The sequence below is a fragment of the Enterobacter sp. R4-368 genome, assembly GCF_000410515.1.
In the GTDB taxonomy this organism is placed as follows: domain Bacteria; phylum Pseudomonadota; class Gammaproteobacteria; order Enterobacterales; family Enterobacteriaceae; genus Kosakonia.
The window spans coordinates 3,952,462-3,974,153 of record NC_021500.1; the positions used below are offsets into that span (position 1 = coordinate 3,952,462).

The window sequence follows — 21,692 nt, forward strand, 5'->3', positions numbered from 1 at the left end:
TATCATGGCATACACAATTGCATGATATCCCGTGACGCTAAGCACAGGAGAGGAAATGGCAGAGATCGACTTTCGCAACAAGATAAACTGGCGCCGCCGCTACCGTTCGCCGCAGGGTGTAAAAACCGAACGTGAAATACTGCGCATCTTTGAAAGCGATCGTGGGCGCATTATCAACTCTGCCGCCATCCGACGTTTACAGCAAAAAACACAGGTTTTCCCGCTGGAGCGTAACGCGGCGGTGCGCACGCGTTTGACGCATTCGCTGGAAGTTCAGCAAGTGGGGCGTTATATCGCCAAAGAGATTTTGAGCCGCCTGAAAGAGCAGCGCCTGCTGGAAACCTACGGTCTGGATGAACTGACCGGGCCGTTTGAAAGCATCGTTGAGATGGCGTGCCTGATGCATGATATCGGCAACCCGCCTTTTGGCCATTTCGGCGAGGCGGCAATCAATGACTGGTTTCGTCAGCGCCTGGCGCCGGATGATGCGGTGAGCCAACCGCTGTCGGACGATCGCTGCGAAGTGGTGGCGCTTAAATTGCGTGAAGGCGAAGACACGCTGAACGCATTACGCCGGAAAGTGCGCCATGATTTAAGCCATTTTGAAGGTAACGCGCAGGGGATCCGCCTGGTGCATACATTAATGCGTATGAACCTGACCTGGGCGCAGGTCGGCTGTATTTTAAAATATACGCGCCCGGCGTGGTGGATTGGCGAGCCGCCAGCCTCACACAGTTATTTAATGAAAAAACCGGGCTACTATTTTTCTGAAGAAGGCTATGTAGAACGGCTGCGTAAAGAATTAAACCTTGATACTTACAGTCGCTTTCCGCTGACGTGGATAATGGAAGCGGCGGATGATATTTCCTATTGCGTGGCAGATTTAGAAGATGCGGTAGAAAAACGGATATTTAGCGCGGAACAACTTTATCAGCATCTTTATGACGCCTGGGGGGAGCATGAAAAAGGATCGTTGTTTGCGCAGGTGGTCGAAAACGCGTGGGATAAATCACGCGCTAATTCGATGAGCCGCAGCGCGGAAGATCAATTTTTCATGTATCTGCGCGTCAATACGCTGAATAAACTGGTACCGTACGCGGCACAGCGTTTTATTGATAACTTGCCGCAGATTTTCAACGGTGAATTCAATCACGCGTTACTGGAAGATGAAAGCAGCTTTAGTCAGCTACTTGAATTATATAAAAATGTCGCCATAAAACAGGTGTTCAGCCATCCCGACGTTGAGCAGCTCGAATTACAGGGCTATCGCGTTATCAGTGGTTTGCTGGATATTTACCGTCCGCTGTTACAATTATCGACGGCGGATTTTGCCGAGCTGGTGGAAAAAGAGCGTTTGCGTCGTTTCCCGATTGAATCGCGCCTGTTTCAAAAACTTTCGACGCGCCACCGGCTAGCCTACGTTGAGGCGGTGAGCAAATTATCGCCCGACGCGGCAGAGTACCCGGTGCTGGAGTATTATCACCGTTGTCGATTAATTCAGGATTATATTAGCGGGATGACGGATCTATATTCATGGGATGAATATCGTCGTTTGATGGCGGTGGAATAATGCCGTTGAATTGTAAAGAACGACAATAAATTTTTACTTTTTCCAGACACTTAATGCCGGAACTTCACGCTATAAATCGACTCTGAGTGACACATACACAGCAGTTTGCGTTAATCGGTAAAGAGTGAGAGACATGAAAAAAACCACGTTAGCAATGAGTGCACTGGCTTTGAGTTTAAGTTTAGCGCTGTCTCCTCTGTCGGCTATGGCAGCGGAAACAGCATCGTCTACAGCTGCGACATCACAACAAATGCCTAGCCTCGCGCCGATGCTGGAAAAAGTGATGCCGTCGGTGGTGAGTATCAATGTTGAAGGCAGCACCACGGTAAACACGCCGCGTATGCCGCGTAACTTCCAGCAGTTCTTTGGTGATAATTCACCGTTCTGCCAGGAAGGCTCTCCGTTCCAGAGCTCGCCGTTCTGTCAGGGCGGCGGCGCACCGGGCGGGCAGGGTGATAGCCAGCAGCAGAAATTTATGGCGCTGGGTTCCGGCGTGATCATTGATGCGGCGAAAGGCTATGTGGTGACTAACAACCATGTGGTCGATAACGCTAACACCATCAAAGTGCAATTAAGTGACGGGCGTAAATTTGACGCCAAAGTGGTGGGTAAAGACCCGCGTTCCGACATTGCGCTGATTCAGATTCAGGATCCGAAAAACCTGACCGCGATTAAACTGGCGGACTCCGATGCCCTTCGCGTGGGGGATTACACCGTGGCGATTGGTAACCCGTTTGGTCTCGGTGAAACGGTCACTTCCGGGATTGTCTCCGCACTGGGTCGCAGCGGCCTGAATGCGGAAAACTATGAAAACTTTATCCAGACGGATGCTGCGATCAACCGCGGTAACTCCGGTGGCGCGCTGGTGAACCTGAACGGCGAACTGATCGGTATTAACACCGCGATCCTCGCACCGGATGGCGGCAACATCGGTATCGGTTTTGCGATCCCAAGTAACATGGTGAAAAACCTCACCGGGCAGATGGTCGAGTTCGGTCAGGTTCGCCGTGGTGAGCTGGGTATTATGGGTACCGAACTCAATTCCGAGCTGGCGAAAGCGATGAAAGTCGATGCGCAGCGCGGGGCGTTTGTCAGCCAGGTAATGCCGAATTCCGCCGCCGCGAAAGCCGGTGTGAAAGCAGGGGATGTGATTACATCTCTGAACGGTAAACCGATTAGCAGCTTTGCTGCGCTGCGTGCAGAAGTCGGTTCTATGCCGATTGGCAGCAAAGTTGCACTTGGCCTGCTGCGCGATGGCAAACCGGTGAATATTACGCTCGAGTTGCAGCAGAGCAGCCAGAACCAGGTTGATTCCAGCACCATCTTCAGCGGTATTGAAGGCGCGGAAATGAGCAACAAAGGCAAAGACGGCGGCGTGGTGGTTAATTCGGTGAAAGCCAATACCCCGGCTGCGCAGATTGGCCTGAAAAAAGGCGATGTGATTGTCGGCGCGAACCAGCAGCCGGTGAAAAATATCGCTGAGCTGCGCAAAATCCTCGACAGTAAACCTTCGGTGCTGGCGTTGAACATTCAACGCGGTGACACCTCTATCTATCTGCTGATGCAGTAATCCGCTGTAAACCCTCTTCCCGGACCACGGGAAGAGGGCCTTTCCTCTGTTTTGTGAAGCCTTCCACAACTCCATACTTCTGAATGCCGCTTTGTGCATTTGCACAGTGCGTACGGGAATTTTCTTCCCTATGCTTGGGCTCTGCACACGGGAGGGTTACATGGCTGGCTGGCATCTTGATACCAAAATGGCACAGGATATCGTGGCGCGCACGATGCGCATCATTGATACGAACATTAACGTGATGGATGCACGGGGTCGCATCATTGGTAGTGGTGACCGCGAACGTATTGGTGAATTGCACGAAGGCGCGTTACTGGTGCTCTCGCAAGGCCGCGTGGTGGATATCGACGATGCGGTTGCCCGCCATCTGCATGGTGTGCGTCAGGGTATCAACCTGCCGTTACGTCTTGAAGGGGAAATCGTGGGTGTTATTGGCCTGACGGGTGAACCGGAAACGTTGCGCAAATACGGCGAATTAGTCTGCATGACCGCCGAGATGATGCTGGAACAATCCCGTCTGATGCATCTGTTGGCGCAGGATAGCCGTTTGCGCGAAGAGCTGGTCATGAACCTGATCCAGGCGGAAGAGCACACGCCCGCATTGACCGAATGGGCGCAGCGTTTAGGCATTGATTTAAACCAGCCGCGCGTGGTGGCGGTGGTGGAAGTGGATAGCGGCCAGTTGGGCGTGGATAGCGCCATGGCCGAGTTGCAGCAACTGCAAAATGCCCTCACCACCCCTGAGCGCAACAATCTGATTGCCATTGTTTCGCTGACCGAAATGGTGGTGCTGAAACCAGCGCTTAACCAGTTTGGTCGCTGGGATGCCGAAGATCACCGCAAGCGGGTGGAACAGCTGATCACGCGCATGAAAGAGAACGGCCAGTTGCGTTTTCGTGTCGCGCTGGGTAATTACTTCACCGGCCCTGGCAGCATTGCCCGTTCTTACCGTACGGCGCGCACCACCATGATGGTGGGTAAACAGCGTATGCCGGAAAGCCGTAGCTATTTTTACCAGGATTTGATGTTACCGGTGTTGCTCGACAGCTTACGCGGTGGTTGGCAGGCCAACGAGCTGGCACGCCCGTTGTCGCGGCTAAAAGCGATGGATAATAACGGCTTGTTGCGCCGTACGCTGGCGGCGTGGTTTCGCCACAATGTGCAGCCGCTGGCAACATCTAAGGCGCTGTTTATCCATCGCAATACGCTGGAGTATCGTTTGAACCGCATCTCGGAACTGACCGGGCTGGATTTAGGAAACTTCGACGACAGGTTGCTGCTGTATGTGGCGCTGCAGTTAGACGAACAACATTAAAGTGATGTTGTGCCGGGTCGTTAGCCCGGCACAATGCGATAGACCCCGCGATTTACTTCCCGCGTGTCAGCTTTTCAAGATCGGATTCGATTTCGTTGATCTTGTTAGTCACAACGCTTTCCAGGTGGCGCAGATCGTCCAGGATCTTACGTTTCAGATCCACTTCCGTGCGATCGCGCTGGCAGATTTGATCCAATTCATCAATTACATAGCGCAGGTTAGGACTGATTTCCTGCACTTCTTTGTACCCCTGGCCGACACCATCGGCGACAACGGTTTTACGCTGGCGCGGGTATTTGAATTTGACGCTCTTGGCAAAAAACTCGCCTTTATCCTTATGAAAATAGATTTTCAGAATATCGTTATTGGCTTCCTGGCGGAGACTATAGCGATCGATTTCATCGGGATTGGTGATGCCTAAACTTTTCAGATTATCGTACATAGCGGTACCCTTAAGCTCAACATAACCTATGAATAATTAACGAAAAAATCTATTTTTGCCACCTGTGAATGCAAAAAAGGCGGGATATATCACCCTCTTCCGGACAGGAAGAGGGACAGACTTAATCGATAGTGCGCAGCAGTTCGTTAATACCTACTTTACCGCGCGTTTTCGCATCCACTTTTTTCACAATTACTGCGCAATACAGGCTGTATTTGCCATCTTTAGACGGCAGGTTGCCGGAAACAACCACTGAGCCCGCCGGTACGCGGCCATAATGCACTTCGCCGGTTTCGCGATCGTAAATACGCGTACTCTGACCGATGTACACACCCATCGAGATAACAGAACCTTCTTCTACGATAACACCTTCGACTACTTCAGAACGTGCGCCAATAAAGCAGTTATCTTCAATGATAGTCGGGTTTGCCTGCAGCGGTTCGAGAACGCCGCCAATACCGACGCCGCCGGAGAGGTGAACGTTTTTACCGATCTGCGCACAAGAGCCGACGGTCGCCCAGGTGTCAACCATGGTGCCTTCATCAACATAGGCGCCGATATTGACATAAGACGGCATCAGCACGGTGTTGCGGGCGATAAACGCGCCCTGGCGCACCGCTGCTGGCGGCACTACGCGGAAGCCTTCTTTCTGGAAACGCGCTTCGTCGTAGTCGGCGAATTTCATCGGGACTTTGTCGAAGTAGCGGCTTTCCGCACCGTCGATAACCTGGTTATCGTTAATGCGAAAAGAGAGCAGAACCGCTTTTTTCAGCCACTGGTGGGTGACCCACTGACCATCGATTTTCTCTGCGACGCGAAGCGCGCCGGAATCGAGCAGGGCAATAACCTGATTCACCGCTTCACGGGTAACGGTATCGACATTTGCCGGGGTGATCTCTGCGCGACGCTCGAAAGCGGCTTCAATAACGTTCTGTAACTGCTGCATTGTTTACTCTTTCCATCTGTGTAAAAAAATAATCACCCTTTATCGTTTGGATTGAGGGCCTCTGTCAACCGTTGTTGTACCTCCTTTTGCAGCGCATTATTAAGGCCACGCCGGTCGGCAGTCGCGATTATAAATAAATCTTCTACTCGCTCACCAATGGTTGTAATTCTCGCCCCGTGCAGCGAAATTCCCAGATCCGCAAACACCTGCCCGACGCGGGCAAGTAGCCCTGGCTGGTCAAGGGCAATCAATTCAAGAAACGATTTTCTGTCGGTATGTGTCGGCAGGAAATTCACTTCGGTATCGACGGTAAAGTGGCGCAATTTGGCAGGCTGACGGCGCGGTTGCGGCGGCTGCCAGGTGTGCTGTGTAATGGCCTGTTCCAGCCCAAAACAAATCGCGTCGTGGCGATCGGCGGAGAGCGGGCTGCCGTCCGGTTCCAGCACAATAAAGGTGTCCATTGCCATACCGTCGCGGGTGGTAAAAATCTGCGCATCGTGAACGCTCAGGTTGCGACGATCAAGCTCGGCGCACACCGCTGCAAACAGATACGGGCGATCCGGGCTCCAGATAAAGATCTCGGTGCCGCCGCGCGTGGCCTGTGGGCTGAGCAAAATCATCGGCTTGCTCAGATCATGTTGCAGCAGGTGGCGCGCATGCCAGGCAAGCTGGTTTGGGCTATGGCGAACAAAATAGTTCGCCCGACAGCGCGCCCAAATCTGATGCAATTGCTCTTCATCAATATTGTCCATACGAAGCAGCGCCAGCGCCTGAAGCTGGTGATGGCGCACGCGTTCGCGCATATCCGGCGTATTTTGCATGCCGCGACGCAGCTGTTTTTCAGTGGCGAAATAGAGTTCGCGCAGCAGGCTCTGCTTCCAGCTGTTCCACAGGGTTTCGTTGGTGGCACAGATATCCGCCACGGTCAGGCAGACAAGGAAGCGCAGACGGTTCTCCGTTTGCACCTCTTCGGCAAACTGCTTGATGACTTCCGGATCCTGAATATCACGGCGCTGGGCGGTGACCGACATCAATAGATGATGGCGCACCAGCCAGGCGACAAGCTGGGTTTCGCGTGAGTTAAGCCCATGTAATTCAGCGAACTTCAGCACATCCTGCGCCCCTAGTACGGAGTGGTCGCCGCCACGGCCTTTGGCGATATCATGGAACAACGCCGCAATCAGGATCAGCTCCGGGTGGGTTAAACGCGGCCACAGTTCCACGCATAGAGGGTGCTTATTGCGCGTCTCTTCTTTGGCAAAACTTTCCAGTTTCAGCAATACGCGAATGGTGTGCTCATCCACGGTATAAGCGTGGAAGAGGTCAAACTGCATCTGACCGACGATGTGCGACCACTGCGGCATATAGGCCCACAACACGCTGTGGCGGTGCATTGGTAGCAGACCACGGCTGACGGCGCCTGGATGGCGCAACATGCTGAGGAAAATTGAGCGCGCTTCGGCGATATAACACAGCGGCTGCGTCAGATGGCGGCGGGCGTGACGCAAGTGGCGCAGCGTGGTGGAGTAGATGCCGGTAATGTTGCTGTTGCGCACCATAATATAGAACATGCGCAGGATGGCCTGCGGCTCACGGATAAACAGCGTTTCGTCACGCAGATCGATAAGCGAACCGCGCAGTTGAAATTCATCGTCAATCGGGCGCGGTTTCTCGTCGGTAGTCAACGCCAGAATCGCTTCATCGAAAAGCTGTAACAGCATCTGGTTCAGTTCCGCGACGCGGCGGGTGACGCGGAAGAAATCCTTCATCATATGTTCGACAGGCTGGTTGCCTTCACCAACATAATTCAGACGCTGCGCTACGCTCAGTTGGCGGTCGAACAGCAGGCGGTTGTCGTAGCGACTCACTTCCAGATGCAGCGCGAAACGGATACGCCAAAGCAAGTGCAGACATTCGTTCAGCTCATTGCGCTCGGCTTCGGTCAGAAAGCCAAAGCCCACCATTTCATCCAGCGACGTGGCACCAAAGTGACGGCGGGCAACCCATTGCAGGGTGTGAATATCGCGCAGACCGCCAGGGCTGCTTTTTATGTCGGGTTCCAGGTTGTAACTGGTGCCGTGATAACGCTGGTGGCGCTCGTTTTGTTCCGCCACTTTTGCCGGGAAAAAGGTTTCCGATGGCCAGAAGCTGTCGCTAAAAATATGCTTTTGCAGTTCCAGAAACAGCGCGACGTCGCCAATCAGCAGACGTGATTCAATTAAGTTGGTCGCGACAGTGAGATCCGATAACCCTTCCTGTAAGCACTCATCCAGCGTACGAACGCTGTGTCCCACTTCGAGTTTGACATCCCACAACAGCGTGAGCAGTTCGCCAATTTTCTGCGCTTGTTCGTCGGAAAGTTTGCTGCGGCTGAGGATCAGTAAATCAATATCCGATAACGGATGCAGCTCACCGCGACCGTAACCGCCGACCGCTACCAGCGCAGTATCGCTGACGTCGCCAAAACCGTACTCCAGCCATAAGCGTTGCAGAAGTTGATCAATAAATTCGGTGCGCGCCTCGATTAATTGCTCGGCTGAAATACCGGCATCAAAGACGTGCCCGAGCCACTGCTGGAAAGCCTCGATATGCGCTTTGATGTTGGCGCACTGGAATTCGTCTTGTGACCAAACGCCTGGATATTCAGGCTGGCCGGGAAGGGTGGGTTGTACCGCGCTGACAAATTGTTCTGAAGTGATGTTGCTCATTATGGGCCACCCGTCTGGAGTGCATATGCATAGCAAAACAACTTAAAAGAGATAATGAAAAATGAAAAGTCGTTTATATGTATGACGCTGCAGGGGAGAGTGGTAAAAAAAACGGCCCGCAGAGCGGACCGTTTATCGTATTTAGCAATGTCAGAATCAGGCGGCGGTTAGCACGGCATCGATGGTGTCATCTTTGCGCAGCGTCAGGATCTCGCAGCCGGTTTCAGTAACGACAATTGTGTGCTCATACTGCGCAGACAGGCTGCGGTCTTTGGTTTTCACCGTCCAGCCGTCTTTCATGGTGCGAATACGGTAATCGCCCGCGTTTACCATCGGCTCGACGGTAAATGTCATGCCCGCTTGCAGCACTACACCGCCATCGTCAGCATCATAGTGCAGCACCTGCGGCTCTTCATGGAAGCCGCGGCCAATACCGTGACCACAATATTCGCGCACGACAGAGAAGCCCTGGGCTTCAACATATTTCTGAATTGCTGCGCCAAGGGTGCGCAGGCGGATACCCGGTTTGACCATGCGCAGCGCCAGATAGAGGCTCTCCTGCGTGATATGGCACAGACGCTCCCCCAGAATGGTCGGCTTACCGACGATAAACATTTTGGAGGTGTCGCCGTGGTACTCGTCTTTAATCACGGTCACATCGATGTTGACGATATCGCCATCTTTCAGCAGTTTTTCGTCATCCGGAATACCGTGGCACACCACTTCGTTAATAGAGATGCACACCGATTTCGGGAAACCGTGATAACCCAGGCAGGCGGAAATGGCATGCTGCTCATTGACAATGTAGTCGTTGCAGATGCGATCGAGTTCACCCGTGCTGACGCCCGGCTTAATGTACGGTTCAATCATTTCCAGCACTTCGGCGGCGAGTCGGCCCGCGACGCGCATTTTTTCGATTTCTTCAGGTGTCTTAATAGAGATAGCCATGGAATGTGTCCATCAGTGTCGATTTTTTCGACTATACCAGGATTAGTGCTGTCAATGGTAACAGTCGGGCAAGTGTTGTGCCAAATCGAGAATCATTAACAGCACTCTGCGTCAACAACTATTGGTTTCCGGCAGTGTTTTATGGTATAAAGCGCGCCGGACTTCCGTTCCTGTTTTGGGATAGGGGCCACAAATCTCACTTTGTGTAATAACACACACGTATCGGCACATATTCCGGGGTGCCCTTCGGGGTCGGTAATATGGGATACGTGGAGGCATAACCCCAACTTTTATATAGAGGTTTTAAACATGGCAACTGTTTCCATGCGCGACATGCTCAAGGCTGGTGTTCACTTTGGTCACCAGACCCGTTACTGGAACCCGAAAATGAAGCCGTTCATCTTCGGTGCGCGTAACAAAGTTCACATCATCAACCTTGAGAAAACTGTACCGATGTTCAACGAAGCGCTGGCTGAGCTGAACAAAATTGCTGCTCGTAAAGGCAAAATCCTGATCGTTGGTACTAAACGCGCTGCAAGCGAAGCGGTGAAAGAAGCTGCACAGAGCTGCGACCAGTTCTTCGTGAACCATCGCTGGCTGGGCGGTATGCTGACTAACTGGAAAACCGTTCGTCAGTCCATCAAACGTCTGAAAGACCTGGAAACTCAGTCTCAAGACGGTACCTTCGACAAGCTGACCAAGAAAGAAGCGCTGATGCGCACTCGTGAGCTGGACAAGCTGGAAAACAGCCTGGGCGGTATCAAAGACATGGGCGGTCTGCCGGACGCACTGTTTGTTATCGACGCTGACCACGAGCACATCGCAATCAAAGAAGCAAACAACCTGGGTATCCCGGTATTTGCTATCGTTGATACCAACTCCGATCCGGACGGCGTTGACTTCGTTATCCCGGGTAACGATGACGCAATCCGTGCTGTTAGCCTGTACCTGAATGCCGTTGCTGCTACCGTTCGTGAAGGCCGTTCTTCGGATCTGGCTACTCAGGCGGAAGAAAGCTTCGTAGAAGCTGAGTAATAAGGCACGCTCGTTGAGCCCCTTATTGAGCAGGTAGTACCGAGTTTGGTTAGGGGGCCTGTTAATGGCCCCCTTTTTCACTTTTAAGCCTGTTTGGTTGCAAACCGTGCAGGTCATATCTCTCCCGAGGAATAAAGAATGGCTGAAATTACCGCATCCCTGGTAAAAGAGCTGCGTGAACGTACTGGCGCAGGCATGATGGATTGCAAAAAAGCGCTGACTGAAGCGAACGGCGACATCGAGCTGGCGATCGAGAACATGCGTAAGTCTGGTGCGATCAAAGCGGCGAAAAAAGCAGGCAACGTTGCTGCTGACGGCGTGATCATCACCAAAATCGACGGCACCTACGGCATCATTCTGGAAGTTAACTGCCAGACTGACTTCGTGGCAAAAGACGGTGGTTTCCAGGCATTTGCTAACAAAGTTCTGGACGCAGCGGTTGCTGGCAAAATCACTGACGTTGAAGTTCTGAAAGCGCAGTTCGAAGAAGAGCGCGTTGCACTGGTTGCTAAAATCGGTGAGAACATCAACATCCGTCGTGTTTCTGCGCTGGAAGGCGAAGTGCTGGGTTCTTACCAGCATGGCGCACGTATCGGTGTTCTGGTTGCGGCTAAAGGCGCTGATGACGAGCTGGTTAAACAGCTGGCAATGCACATCGCTGCAAGCAAGCCGGAATTCGTTAAACCGGAAGACGTATCTGCTGAAGTCGTAGAAAAAGAGTACCAGGTTCAGCTGGACATCGCCATGCAGTCTGGCAAACCGAAAGAAATCGCAGAGAAAATGGTTGAAGGCCGCATGAAGAAATTCACCGGCGAAGTTTCTCTGACTGGCCAGCCTTTCGTTATGGATCCGAGCAAATCTGTTGCTCAGCTGCTGAAAGAGCACAACGCTGACGTAACTGGCTTCATCCGCTTCGAAGTGGGCGAAGGCATCGAGAAAGTTGAGACTGACTTCGCAGCAGAAGTTGCTGCCATGTCCAAGCAGTCTTAATCAATAAAAGGAGCCGCCTGAGGGCGGCTTCTTTTTATGCCCTTCATCTGAAAATCAGCCAGCACACTAGTGTTTGCGCTGGCAGGCGACGTATCATAAGCGCCGGTATTAACCCCCGTCCAATTGTTGACAGTCTCAGGAAAGAAACATGGCTACCAATGCAAAACCCGTCTACAAACGCATTCTGCTTAAGCTGAGCGGCGAAGCGCTCCAGGGATCCGAAGGCTTCGGTATTGACGCAAGCATTCTTGACCGTATGGCGCAGGAAATTAAAGAGCTGGTTGAACTGGGTGTTCAGGTTGGCGTGGTGATTGGCGGCGGCAACCTGTTCCGTGGGGCGGGTCTGGCGAAAGCGGGGATGAACCGCGTAGTGGGCGACCACATGGGTATGCTGGCGACCGTGATGAACGGCCTGGCAATGCGTGATGCGCTGCATCGTGCCTATGTGAACGCACGTCTGATGTCCGCGTTCCCGTTAAATGGCGTTTGCGACAACTACAGCTGGGCGGAGGCGATTAGCCTGCTGCGTAACAACCGCGTGGTCATTTTCAGCGCCGGTACAGGTAACCCGTTCTTTACTACCGATTCTGCGGCGTGCCTGCGCGGTATTGAGATTGAAGCGGATGTGGTGCTGAAAGCGACCAAAGTGGACGGCGTGTTTACTGCCGATCCGGTGCTCGATCCGACTGCCACGCTGTGCGAACAGCTGAGCTACAGCGAAGTGCTGGATAAAGAACTGAAAGTGATGGATCTGGCGGCCTTTACGCTGGCTCGCGACCATAAACTGCCGATTCGCGTGTTCAACATGAACAAACCTGGCGCGCTGCGTCGCGTTGTCATGGGCGAAAAAGAAGGCACATTGATTACGGAATAATTCCCGTAAGCAATAAATAAAGGTAAGATTCCGCTTTAATTTATTGAGCAGTTCTTTCTGGCATCTTCAGGGTGCCAAAAATTGAACAGGCTATACTTAGCACACCCGCCGTATGGCCTGCCTGCGACAAGATTTCAAGGATCCGTAACGTGATTAGCGATATCAGAAAAGATGCTGAAGTACGCATGGATAAATGCGTCGAAGCGTTCAAAACTCAAATCAGCAAAGTGCGCACTGGTCGCGCTTCCCCGAGTCTGCTCGATGGCATCGTTGTGGAATACTACGGTACGCCGACTCCGCTGCGCCAACTGGCGAGCGTTACCGTTGAAGACTCCCGTACGCTGAAAATCAACGTGTTTGACCGCTCAATGAGCCCGGCTGTTGAAAAAGCCATTTTGACCTCCGATCTCGGTTTAAACCCGAGCTCTGCGGGTAGCGATATTCGCGTTCCGCTACCGGCACTGACCGAAGAGCGTCGTAAAGATCTGATCAAAGTTGTACGCGGCGAAGCTGAACAAGCGCGCGTTGCGGTTCGTAACGTTCGTCGTGACGCGAACGATAAAGTGAAAGCACTGCTGAAAGATAAAGAGATCAGTGAAGACGACGATCGTCGTTCTCAGGATGACGTACAGAAGCTGACCGATGCTGCAATCAAAAAAGTGGATGCGGCGCTGGCGGATAAAGAAGCGGAACTGATGCAGTTCTGATTCGAAACAAACCGACTAAAACGCCGTACAGAGAGCCGCGAGAGTGGCTTTGCTGGCGGCGTTTTGCTTTTTATCCTTGCAACGTTGCGAGCGTTTCATGAAGCATTTAACTCTTCTGGGCTCAACGGGTTCTATTGGTTGCAGCACGCTGGCCGTGGTTCGCCACAATCCCGATCGTTTCTCCGTTACTGCGCTGGTTGCCGGTAAAAATGTTACCCGCATGGTTGAGCAGTGCCTTGAGTTTTCTCCCAAATTTGCGGTGATGGACGATGACGAAAGCGCGCAACAGGTAAAGCGTGCTTTGCGGGAACATGGTAGCCGAACAGACGTGCTGAGCGGCCAACAGGCAGCCTGTGAAATGGCGGCGCTAAGCGGCGTCGATCAGGTGATGGCGGCCATTGTGGGCGCTGCGGGCCTGGTACCAACGCTTGCGGCTATTCGTGCCGGGAAAACGGTGCTGCTGGCGAATAAAGAGGCTCTGGTGACGTGCGGCCGTCTGTTTATGGAGGCGGTGAAGGAGAGCGGGGCGCAGCTTTTGCCGGTAGACAGCGAGCATAACGCTATTTTTCAGAGTTTACCGGAAACAATTCAACATAACCTGGGGTACGCTGATCTGGAGCAGAATGGCGTTTCGTCTATTCTGCTTACCGGGTCTGGTGGCCCGTTCCGGGAGACCCCACTTTCCGATCTGGCCGCAATGACGCCGGATCAGGCGTGTCGGCACCCGAACTGGTCAATGGGGCGCAAGATCTCCGTTGACTCCGCCACTATGATGAATAAAGGTCTGGAATACATTGAAGCGCGCTGGTTGTTTAATGCCTCTGCCCGTCAGATGGAAGTGTTGATTCACCCGCAATCGGTGATCCACTCCATGGTGCGTTACCAGGATGGCAGTGTATTGGCACAACTGGGTGAGCCGGATATGCGTACGCCCATCGCTCATACGATGGCCTGGCCGGAACGAGTGCCGTCAGGTGTTAATGCCCTCGATTTTTGCAAACTAAGTTCGTTAAGTTTCGCGCAGCCCGATTTTGACCGCTATCCTTGCCTGAAGCTGGCCATTGATGCTTCGGACGAAGGGCAGGCGGCAACAACGGTGCTCAATGCGGCGAATGAGGTCACTGTTTCGGCATTCCTGGCATCGGCTATCCGTTTCACAGATATTGCTGCCCTGAATCTTTCTGTGCTTGAACAGATGGATTTGCGCGAACCGCAGAGCATTGATGACGTGCTGGCTGTGGATGCACAGGCACGCGATGTTGCGCAAAAACAAGTGATGCGCCTCGCAAGCCAGTGATATTACAGCGATGAGTGACGGTGCTATTTGTTAGCGTTGGGCTTCGGTGATATAGTCTGCGCCACAAAATTGCCAGTTGGTATTATGGCGTTTGGTGTAAGCCGTGGTTTACACGGCTTTTTTGCGTAAAGGCTTTTGTATTCCTGAGTACCGCTAAATCCTTTTCAGGGACTAAAACGCGTTATGTTGTCTGCTAACCAACCGATAAGCGAAAGTTTGCCAACGCATGGCTGCCGCCATGTAGCGATAATTATGGATGGCAATGGTCGCTGGGCGAAAAGACAAGGGAAACTTCGGGCTTTTGGTCATCGGGCCGGAGCGAAGTCTGTACGCCGTGCGGTCTCTTTTGCCGCCAATAATGGTATTGATGCACTGACGCTTTATGCTTTTAGTAGCGAGAACTGGAATCGCCCGGCGCAGGAAGTAAGTGCGCTGATGGAGTTGTTTGTGTGGGCGCTGGATAGCGAAGTAAAAAGCCTGCACCGCCATAATGTGCGTTTACGCATTATTGGCGATACCAGTCGTTTTAATACGCGTTTGCAGGAGAGAATCCGCAAAGCGGAAGCGTTAACTGCCCAGAACACCGGGCTGACGCTGAATATCGCAGCGAACTATGGTGGGCGCTGGGATATCGTACAGGGAGTCCGGCAGCTTGCCGAGCAGGTGCAGGAAGGGCTGTTGCGCCCGGATCAAATTGATGAAGAAACGCTCAATAAGCAAGTCTGCATGCATGAGCTGGCTCCCGTGGATTTAGTGATTAGGACTGGTGGGGAACATCGCATAAGTAATTTTTTACTTTGGCAAATTGCCTATGCCGAACTTTACTTTACAGATGTTCTTTGGCCCGATTTTGATGAACAAGACTTTGAAGGTGCGCTGCATGCCTTTGCCAATCGAGAGCGTCGTTTCGGCGGTACCGAGCCAGGTGGCGACAAAGCCTGATGGGGGTTGCTTTTGCTGAAGTATCGCCTGATTTCTGCTTTTGTATTGATACCCATTGTTATTGCAGCGCTTTTTTTGCTGCCGCCGGTGGGATTTGCGATCGTTACGCTCGCTGTTTGCATGCTCGCTGCGTGGGAGTGGGGGCAACTGAGCGGCTTTACGTCCCGGACTCAGCGGGTTTGGTTGGCCGTATTATGCGGGTTTTTACTCGCCCTTATGCTATTTACGTTGCCGGAATATCACCATAATACCCATCATCCGCTGGTGACGTTCTCGCTCTGGGCCTCTCTGGCCTGGTGGCTGGTGGCGTTGGTGTTAGTCCTCAGTTACCCGTCATCCGCTGCGGCGTGGCGCCACTCTAAAATTTTGCGCCTGATTTTCGGTATCTTGACGATTATCCCTTTTTTCTGGGGCATGCTGGCGCTGCGCGTGTGGCATTACGATGTAAACCACTACAGCGGCGCGCTGTGGTTGTTGTACGTGATGATCCTCGTTTGGGGAGCAGATTCAGGCGCTTATATGTTTGGCAAACTATTTGGCAAACATAAACTTGCACCGAAAGTCTCGCCGGGGAAAACCTGGCAAGGTTTCCTGGGGGGCCTGCTGACTGCGGGTATTATCTCCTGGGGTTATGGTGCTTGGGCGAACCTGGATGTAACCTCATCTACGCTCTTTATTTGCTCGGTGGTCGCGGCGTTAGCCTCAGTATTGGGCGATCTCACGGAAAGTATGTTCAAGCGTGAAGCCGGAATTAAAGATAGTGGGCATCTTATTCCGGGTCATGGCGGTATACTGGATCGCATTGACAGCCTGACAGCGGCAGTTCCTGTATTTGCCTGCCTGTTATTGCTGGTTTTCAGGACGATTTGACGGAAGGTTTTATGCTGAGCATTCTCTGGAATCTGGCGGCGTTCATTGTTGCGCTTGGTGTATTGATCACCGTGCATGAATTTGGCCATTTCTGGGTTGCTCGCCGCTGTGGCGTGCGGGTTGAGCGTTTTTCCATCGGTTTTGGTAAAGCGCTCTGGCGTCGCACCGACAAACACGGCACCGAATTCGTCATCGCCCTGATCCCCTTGGGTGGTTATGTCAAAATGCTGGATGAGCGCGTTGAGGCGGTTACGCCGGAAATGCGCCACTACGCTTTCAATAATAAAACGGTCGGCCAGCGTGCCGCCGTTATCGCTGCCGGCCCCATCGCTAACTTTATCTTTGCCATCTTCGCTTACTGGCTGGTGTTTATCATCGGTGTCCCTGGCGTTCGTCCGGTTGTTGGTGAAATAACGCCCAACTCTATCGCTGCAAACGCGCAAATTGCACCTGGCACGGAACTTAAAGCGATTGATGGCATCGAAACGCCTGATTGGGATGCTGTGCGCTTACAGTTGGTGTCTAAAATCGGCGATAGCCAGACGACCGTCAGCGTAGCGCCATTCGGCAGTAACAATCGCCAGGATAAGGTGCTGGATTTACGTCACTGGGCCTTTGCGCCTGATAAAGACGATCCGGTTATGTCGCTGGGGATCCGTCCCCGTGCGGCACAGCTTGAACCGGTGCTTGCGGAGGTGCAACCCGGTTCCGCTGCCAGCAAAGCGGGTTTGCAAGCTGGCGACAGGATCGTTAAAGTCGATGGTCAGCAGTTAACGCAGTGGATGACGTTCGTTACGCTGGTACGGGATAACCCAGGTACGTCGTTAGCGCTGGAAGTGGAAAGACAAGGGGCTCCCTTGTCTTTGACGTTGATACCGGATACAAAGCCCGGTAGCAAGGCAGAAGGGTTTGCGGGCGTGGTGCCCAAAGTCATTCCTCTGCCAGATGAATACAAAACAGTACGCCAGTACGGGCCATTTAGCGCCATTGTTGAAGCCACGGATAAAACCTGGCAGTTGATGAAGCTAACGGTCAGTATGTTGGGGAAATTGATCACCGGTGATGTAAAACTGAACAACCTCAGTGGGCCGATTTCTATCGCTCAGGGGGCTGGGATGTCAGCGGAGTTCGGGTTGATTTACTACCTGATGTTCCTCGCTTTAATCAGCGTGAACTTAGGCATCATTAACCTGTTCCCTCTGCCTGTTCTTGATGGCGGGCATCTGCTGTTTTTGGCGATTGAGAAGCTGAAGGGCGGACCGGTATCCGAGCGAGTTCAAGACTTTAGTTATCGCATTGGCTCTATCTTGCTGGTGCTGTTAATGGGGCTTGCACTTTTCAATGATTTCTCTCGCTTGTAAGAGAGTTTGTTAGGAAGAACGCATAATAACGATGGCGATGAAAAAGTTGCTCATAGCGTCGCTGCTGTTTAGCAGCGCCACCGTATACGGTGCTGATGGATTCGTAGTGAAGGATATTCATTTCGAAGGCCTACAGCGTGTCGCCGTTGGTGCGGCCCTCCTCAGTATGCCAGTTCGTCCTGGCGATACGGTGAATGATGAAGATATCAGTAACACCATTCGCGCGTTGTTTGCCACCGGCAACTTCGAGGATGTTCGTGTCCTGCGTGATGGTGATACGCTCCTCGTTCAGGTGAAAGAACGCCCGACAATCGCCAGCATCACCTTCTCCGGCAACAAGTCGGTGAAAGATGACATGCTGAAACAGAACCTTGAAGCTTCTGGCGTCCGTGTGGGTGAATCACTGGATCGCACCACCCTCTCCGATATCGAAAAAGGGCTGGAAGACTTCTACTACAGCGTGGGTAAGTACAGCGCCAGCGTCAAAGCTGTCGTCACCCCATTGCCGCGTAACCGCGTTGACCTGAAGCTGGTCTTCCAGGAAGGCGTTTCCGCGCAAATCCAACAGATTAATATTGTCGGCAACCATGCCTTCACGACGGAACAGCTGATCTCCACATTCCAGCTGCGTGATGAAGTGCCGTGGTGGAACGTTGTCGGCGATCGTAAATACCAGAAACAGAAACTGGCGGGCGACCTGGAAACGCTGCGTAGCTACTATCTGGATCGCGGTTACGCACGTTTCAACATTGATTCGACGCAGGTTAGCCTGACGCCGGACAAAAAAGGCATTTACATTACTGTTAACGTGACCGAGGGCGATCAGTACAAACTCTCTGGTGTGCAGGTTAGCGGTAATCTCGCAGGCCACTCTGCGGAAATTGAAAGCCTGACGAAAATCGAGCCGGGCGAGCTGTATAACGGCGCCAAAGTGACCAAAATGGAAGATGACATTAAAAAGCTTCTCGGTCGCTATGGTTACGCCTACCCGCGCGTTCAGTCGCAGCCTGAAATCAACGACACGGACAAAACGGTTAAGCTGCATATCAACGTTGATGCTGGCAACCGCTTCTACGTGCGTAAGATCCGCTTTGAAGGTAACGACACCTCTAAAGATTCCGTACTGCGTCGCGAAATGCGTCAGATGGAAGGTGCGTGGCTGGGCAGCGATCTGGTCGATCAGGGTAAAGAGCGTCTGAACCGCCTGGGCTATTTTGAAACTGTCGATACGGAAACCCAGCGTATCCCGGGTAGCCCGGACCAGGTTGATGTGGTCTATAAGGTGAAAGAGCGTAACACCGGTAGCTTCAACTTCGGCGTTGGCTACGGTACCGAAAGCGGCGTCAGCTTCCAGGTTGGCGTTCAGCAGGATAACTGGTTAGGTACCGGTTATTCCGTTGGTATCAGCGGAACCAAAAACGACTACCAGACCTACTCCGAGTTCTCCGTTACCAACCCGTACTTTACGGTTGATGGCGTGAGCCTTGGCGGTCGTATCTTCTATAACGACTTTAAAGCTGACGATGCGGATCTGTCGTCCTATACCAACAAGAGCTACGGTCTTGATGGTACGCTCGGTTTCCCGATCAACGAATACAACACGCTGCGCGCTGGTTTAGGCTATGTTCATAACAGCCTGTCGAAGATGGAACCGCAGGTGGCAATGTGGCGTTACCTGGATTCCGTGGGGCAGAATGCCAGCACGCAGAACGACAGCAACGGTTATTCGGCGGATGATTTCACCTTTAACTACGGCTGGACTTACAACAACCTTGACCGCGGTTATTTCCCGACGAAAGGTTCACGCGTCAACCTGAACGGTAAAGTGACGGTTCCGGGCTCGGATAACGAGTTCTACAAAGTCACTGTCGACACTGCGTCTTACTTCCCGATTGACGACGATCACAAATGGGTGGTCTTAGGCCGTACACGTTGGGGTTACGGTGACGGTTTAGGTGGCAAAGAGCTGCCGTTCTATGAGAACTTCTACGCAGGTGGCTCCAGCACTGTGCGTGGCTTCCAGTCCAACAACATTGGTCCGAAAGCGGTTTACTACGGTGGCAACAACCAAAGCAACTGTAAGAATACCGTTGCAGACTCGCTCTGTAAGTCTAATGATGCGGTGGGCGGTAACGCAATGGGCGTTGTCAGCGCCGAGCTGATTACACCAACGCCGTTTATCAGTGATAAATACGCCAACTCTGTGCGGACCTCGTTCTTCTGGGATGCGGGTAGCGTGTGGGATACAAACTGGCAAAATACCGCGCAGATGAAAGCGCTGGGTATTCCGGATTATAGCGATCCGAGCAATATCCGCATGTCTGCCGGTATCGCATTACAATGGATGTCCCCATTGGGGCCGTTGGTTTTCTCCTACGCCCAGCCGTTTAAAAAGTACGATGGAGACAAAGCGGAACAGTTCCAGTTTAACATCGGTAAAACCTGGTAACGCCGTACTGCAATGGAATGCACCAGCAGTGTAGTGATGGCTGAGGCTTTCAATGGAAAGCCCGGCCACGCAAAGAACTGTACCTCCGGGTACAAACGGGATGGTAAGGAGTTAATTGTGAAAAAGTTGTTATTAGCTGCAGGTTTCGGTTTGGCAATGGCTGCGTCAGCTCAGGCCGCTGACAAAATTGCGATTGTTGATATGGGTAGCCTGCTGCAGCAGGTTGCGCAGACTTCCGGCGTTTCTCAGACCATGAAAAACGAATTCGGCGGCCGCGCGAGCGAACTGCAAAGCATGGAATCCGACCTGCAAGCAAAAGCACAGCGTTTGCAGCGCGATGGTTCCACGATGAAGGCAAGCGATCGCAGCAAGCTGGAAAAAGACATCACTTCTGGTCGCCAGGCATTCGCTCAAAAAGCGCAGGCTTTCGAGCAGGATCAGGCCCGTCGTTCTAATGAAGAACGTGGCAAGCTGGTGACTCGTATCCAGACCGCAGTGAAAAAAGTGGCTTCTGATCAGGGTGTTGATCTGGTTATTCCTTCCAACGCCGTTATTTACAACAGCAACGATGTTAAAGACATCACCGCTGATGTACTGAAACAGGTTAAATAAGTAATGCCTTCAATTCGACTGGCTGATTTAGCTCAGCAGTTGGATGCAGAACTACACGGTGATGGCGATATCGTCATCACCGGCGTTGCGTCCATGCAATCTGCCGTAGCGGGCCACATCACTTTCATGGTCAATCCTAAGTACCGTGAACACCTGACCGCATGTCAGGCCTCTGCCGTTGTAATGACGCAGGACGATCTTCCCTTTGCCAACAGCGCTGCGCTGGTCGTAAAAAATCCTTACCTGACCTACGCACGTATGGCGCAAATTCTTGATACCACGCCGCAGCCTGCGCAGAACATCGCGCCTGGAGCAGTGATTGATCCTACGGCTCAGCTGGGTAGCAACGTAGCAATTGGCGCGAACGCCGTGATCGAATCTGGCGTTAGCCTGGGCGATAACGTGGTCATCGGTCCGGGTTGCTTCGTTGGGAAAAATACGAAAATTGGCGCGGGTTCGCGTCTGTGGGCCAATGTATCCATTTACCATGAGATTGAGATCGGTGAAAATTGCCTGATCCAATCCGGCACGGTGATAGGTTCCGATGGCTTTGGCTATGCCAACGATCGTGGCAACTGGGTTAAAATCCCACAGCTTGGTCGCGTCATTATCGGCAACAACGTTGAGATCGGTGCATGTACGACCATCGATCGTGGTGCGCTGGATGATACCTGCATTGGTAACGGCGTCATCATTGATAACCAGTGTCAGATTGCACATAACGTTGTGATTGGCGACAATACTGCGGTTGCCGGTGGCGTCATCATGGCGGGTAGTTTAAAAATTGGTCGCTATTGCATGATTGGCGGCGCCAGCGTAATCAACGGGCACATGGAAATTTGCGACAAGGTTACCGTAACGGGGATGGGGATGGTCATGCGTCCTATCACTGAGCCGGGTATTTACTCCTCAGGTATCCCGCTGCAACCGAACAAAGTGTGGCGAAAAACCGCAGCCCTGGTGATGAATATTGATGATATGAGCAAGCGCCTGAAAGCTATCGAGCGCAAGGTTAATCAACAAGACGAATAATTCATCCGCATAACGCTTGTA

18 protein-coding genes are annotated in these 21,692 nt (G+C 52.5%); 14 read left to right on the forward strand and 4 right to left on the reverse strand.

Annotated elements, in window-relative coordinates; translation table 11 throughout:
• Positions 1-55 precede the first annotated feature (55 nt).
• The 3 genes from dgt to cdaR all read left to right on the forward strand — a co-directional run bounded on the left by dgt (position 56) and on the right by cdaR (position 4,458).
• Positions 56-1,570: a dGTPase gene (dgt, locus tag H650_RS18415; RefSeq protein WP_020456600.1), complete on the forward strand. Its 1,515-nt coding sequence runs from the start codon at positions 56-58 to the stop codon at positions 1,568-1,570.
• 133 nt (positions 1,571-1,703) lie between these two features.
• The gene (degP, locus tag H650_RS18420) at positions 1,704-3,140 is read left to right on the forward strand and encodes a serine endoprotease DegP (RefSeq protein WP_044489568.1); all 1,437 of its coding nucleotides are present in this window, start codon (positions 1,704-1,706) and stop codon (positions 3,138-3,140) included.
• A 160-nt stretch (positions 3,141-3,300) separates the two neighbouring features.
• Positions 3,301-4,458 (forward strand): DNA-binding transcriptional regulator CdaR, encoded by a 1,158-nt coding sequence (cdaR, locus tag H650_RS18425; protein ID WP_020456602.1) that lies wholly within the window; start codon positions 3,301-3,303, stop codon positions 4,456-4,458.
• Positions 4,459-4,510: 52 nt separating this feature from the next.
• On the opposite strand, the gene H650_RS18430 is transcribed toward cdaR, so the two are convergent.
• From H650_RS18430 to map, 4 genes are all read right to left on the reverse strand, one after another.
• Positions 4,511-4,900 (reverse strand): DUF3461 family protein, encoded by a 390-nt coding sequence (locus tag H650_RS18430; protein ID WP_017457991.1) that lies wholly within the window; start codon positions 4,898-4,900, stop codon positions 4,511-4,513.
• 121 nt (positions 4,901-5,021) lie between these two features.
• Positions 5,022-5,846, reverse strand: a complete 825-nt coding sequence (gene dapD, locus H650_RS18435) for a 2,3,4,5-tetrahydropyridine-2,6-dicarboxylate N-succinyltransferase (protein ID WP_020456603.1) — start codon at positions 5,844-5,846, stop codon at positions 5,022-5,024.
• A gap of 32 nt (positions 5,847-5,878) precedes the next feature.
• Positions 5,879-8,554 carry a bifunctional uridylyltransferase/uridylyl-removing protein GlnD gene (glnD, locus tag H650_RS18440; protein ID WP_017457993.1) on the reverse strand — a complete coding sequence of 892 codons (2,676 nt, stop codon included), beginning with the start codon at positions 8,552-8,554 and terminating at the stop codon, positions 5,879-5,881.
• A gap of 156 nt (positions 8,555-8,710) precedes the next feature.
• On the reverse strand, positions 8,711-9,502 hold the full coding sequence (map, locus tag H650_RS18445) for a type I methionyl aminopeptidase (RefSeq protein ID WP_020456604.1): 792 nt from the start codon (positions 9,500-9,502) through the stop codon (positions 8,711-8,713).
• A gap of 309 nt (positions 9,503-9,811) precedes the next feature.
• On the opposite strand from map, the gene rpsB reads away from it, so the two are divergent.
• The 11 genes from rpsB (at position 9,812) to lpxD (ending at position 21,671) form a co-directional block, all read left to right on the forward strand.
• Positions 9,812-10,537, forward strand: a complete 726-nt coding sequence (rpsB, locus tag H650_RS18450) for a 30S ribosomal protein S2 (RefSeq protein ID WP_020456605.1) — start codon at positions 9,812-9,814, stop codon at positions 10,535-10,537.
• Between the two features lie 138 nt (positions 10,538-10,675).
• Positions 10,676-11,527 (forward strand): translation elongation factor Ts, encoded by an 852-nt coding sequence (gene tsf, locus H650_RS18455; protein ID WP_017457996.1) that lies wholly within the window; start codon positions 10,676-10,678, stop codon positions 11,525-11,527.
• A 148-nt stretch (positions 11,528-11,675) separates the two neighbouring features.
• Positions 11,676-12,401 carry a UMP kinase gene (gene pyrH, locus H650_RS18460; protein ID WP_017457997.1) on the forward strand — a complete coding sequence of 242 codons (726 nt, stop codon included), beginning with the start codon at positions 11,676-11,678 and terminating at the stop codon, positions 12,399-12,401.
• Positions 12,402-12,550: 149 nt separating this feature from the next.
• Complete coding sequence (gene frr, locus H650_RS18465) at positions 12,551-13,108, forward strand: ribosome recycling factor (RefSeq protein WP_017457998.1); 558 nt, start codon at positions 12,551-12,553, stop codon at positions 13,106-13,108.
• A 97-nt stretch (positions 13,109-13,205) separates the two neighbouring features.
• Entirely contained in the window at positions 13,206-14,405 is a 1,200-nt protein-coding gene (gene ispC / locus H650_RS18470; RefSeq protein WP_044489790.1) for a 1-deoxy-D-xylulose-5-phosphate reductoisomerase, read from the forward strand.
• Between the two features lie 183 nt (positions 14,406-14,588).
• On the forward strand, positions 14,589-15,347 hold the full coding sequence (gene ispU / locus H650_RS18475) for a (2E,6E)-farnesyl-diphosphate-specific ditrans,polycis-undecaprenyl-diphosphate synthase (protein ID WP_017458000.1): 759 nt from the start codon (positions 14,589-14,591) through the stop codon (positions 15,345-15,347).
• A 12-nt stretch (positions 15,348-15,359) separates the two neighbouring features.
• Positions 15,360-16,217, forward strand: a complete 858-nt coding sequence (gene cdsA, locus H650_RS18480; RefSeq protein WP_020456608.1) for a phosphatidate cytidylyltransferase — start codon at positions 15,360-15,362, stop codon at positions 16,215-16,217.
• A gap of 11 nt (positions 16,218-16,228) precedes the next feature.
• Complete coding sequence (gene rseP / locus H650_RS18485) at positions 16,229-17,578, forward strand: sigma E protease regulator RseP (RefSeq protein ID WP_020456609.1); 1,350 nt, start codon at positions 16,229-16,231, stop codon at positions 17,576-17,578.
• A gap of 31 nt (positions 17,579-17,609) precedes the next feature.
• Positions 17,610-20,027, forward strand: coding sequence for an outer membrane protein assembly factor BamA (gene bamA / locus H650_RS18490; RefSeq protein WP_020456610.1), 2,418 nt, complete (start codon positions 17,610-17,612; stop codon positions 20,025-20,027).
• A gap of 117 nt (positions 20,028-20,144) precedes the next feature.
• Positions 20,145-20,639: a molecular chaperone Skp gene (gene skp, locus H650_RS18495; RefSeq protein WP_020456611.1), complete on the forward strand. Its 495-nt coding sequence runs from the start codon at positions 20,145-20,147 to the stop codon at positions 20,637-20,639.
• A 3-nt stretch (positions 20,640-20,642) separates the two neighbouring features.
• Positions 20,643-21,671 (forward strand): UDP-3-O-(3-hydroxymyristoyl)glucosamine N-acyltransferase, encoded by a 1,029-nt coding sequence (lpxD, locus tag H650_RS18500; protein ID WP_020456612.1) that lies wholly within the window; start codon positions 20,643-20,645, stop codon positions 21,669-21,671.
• Positions 21,672-21,692: the final 21 nt, after the last annotated feature.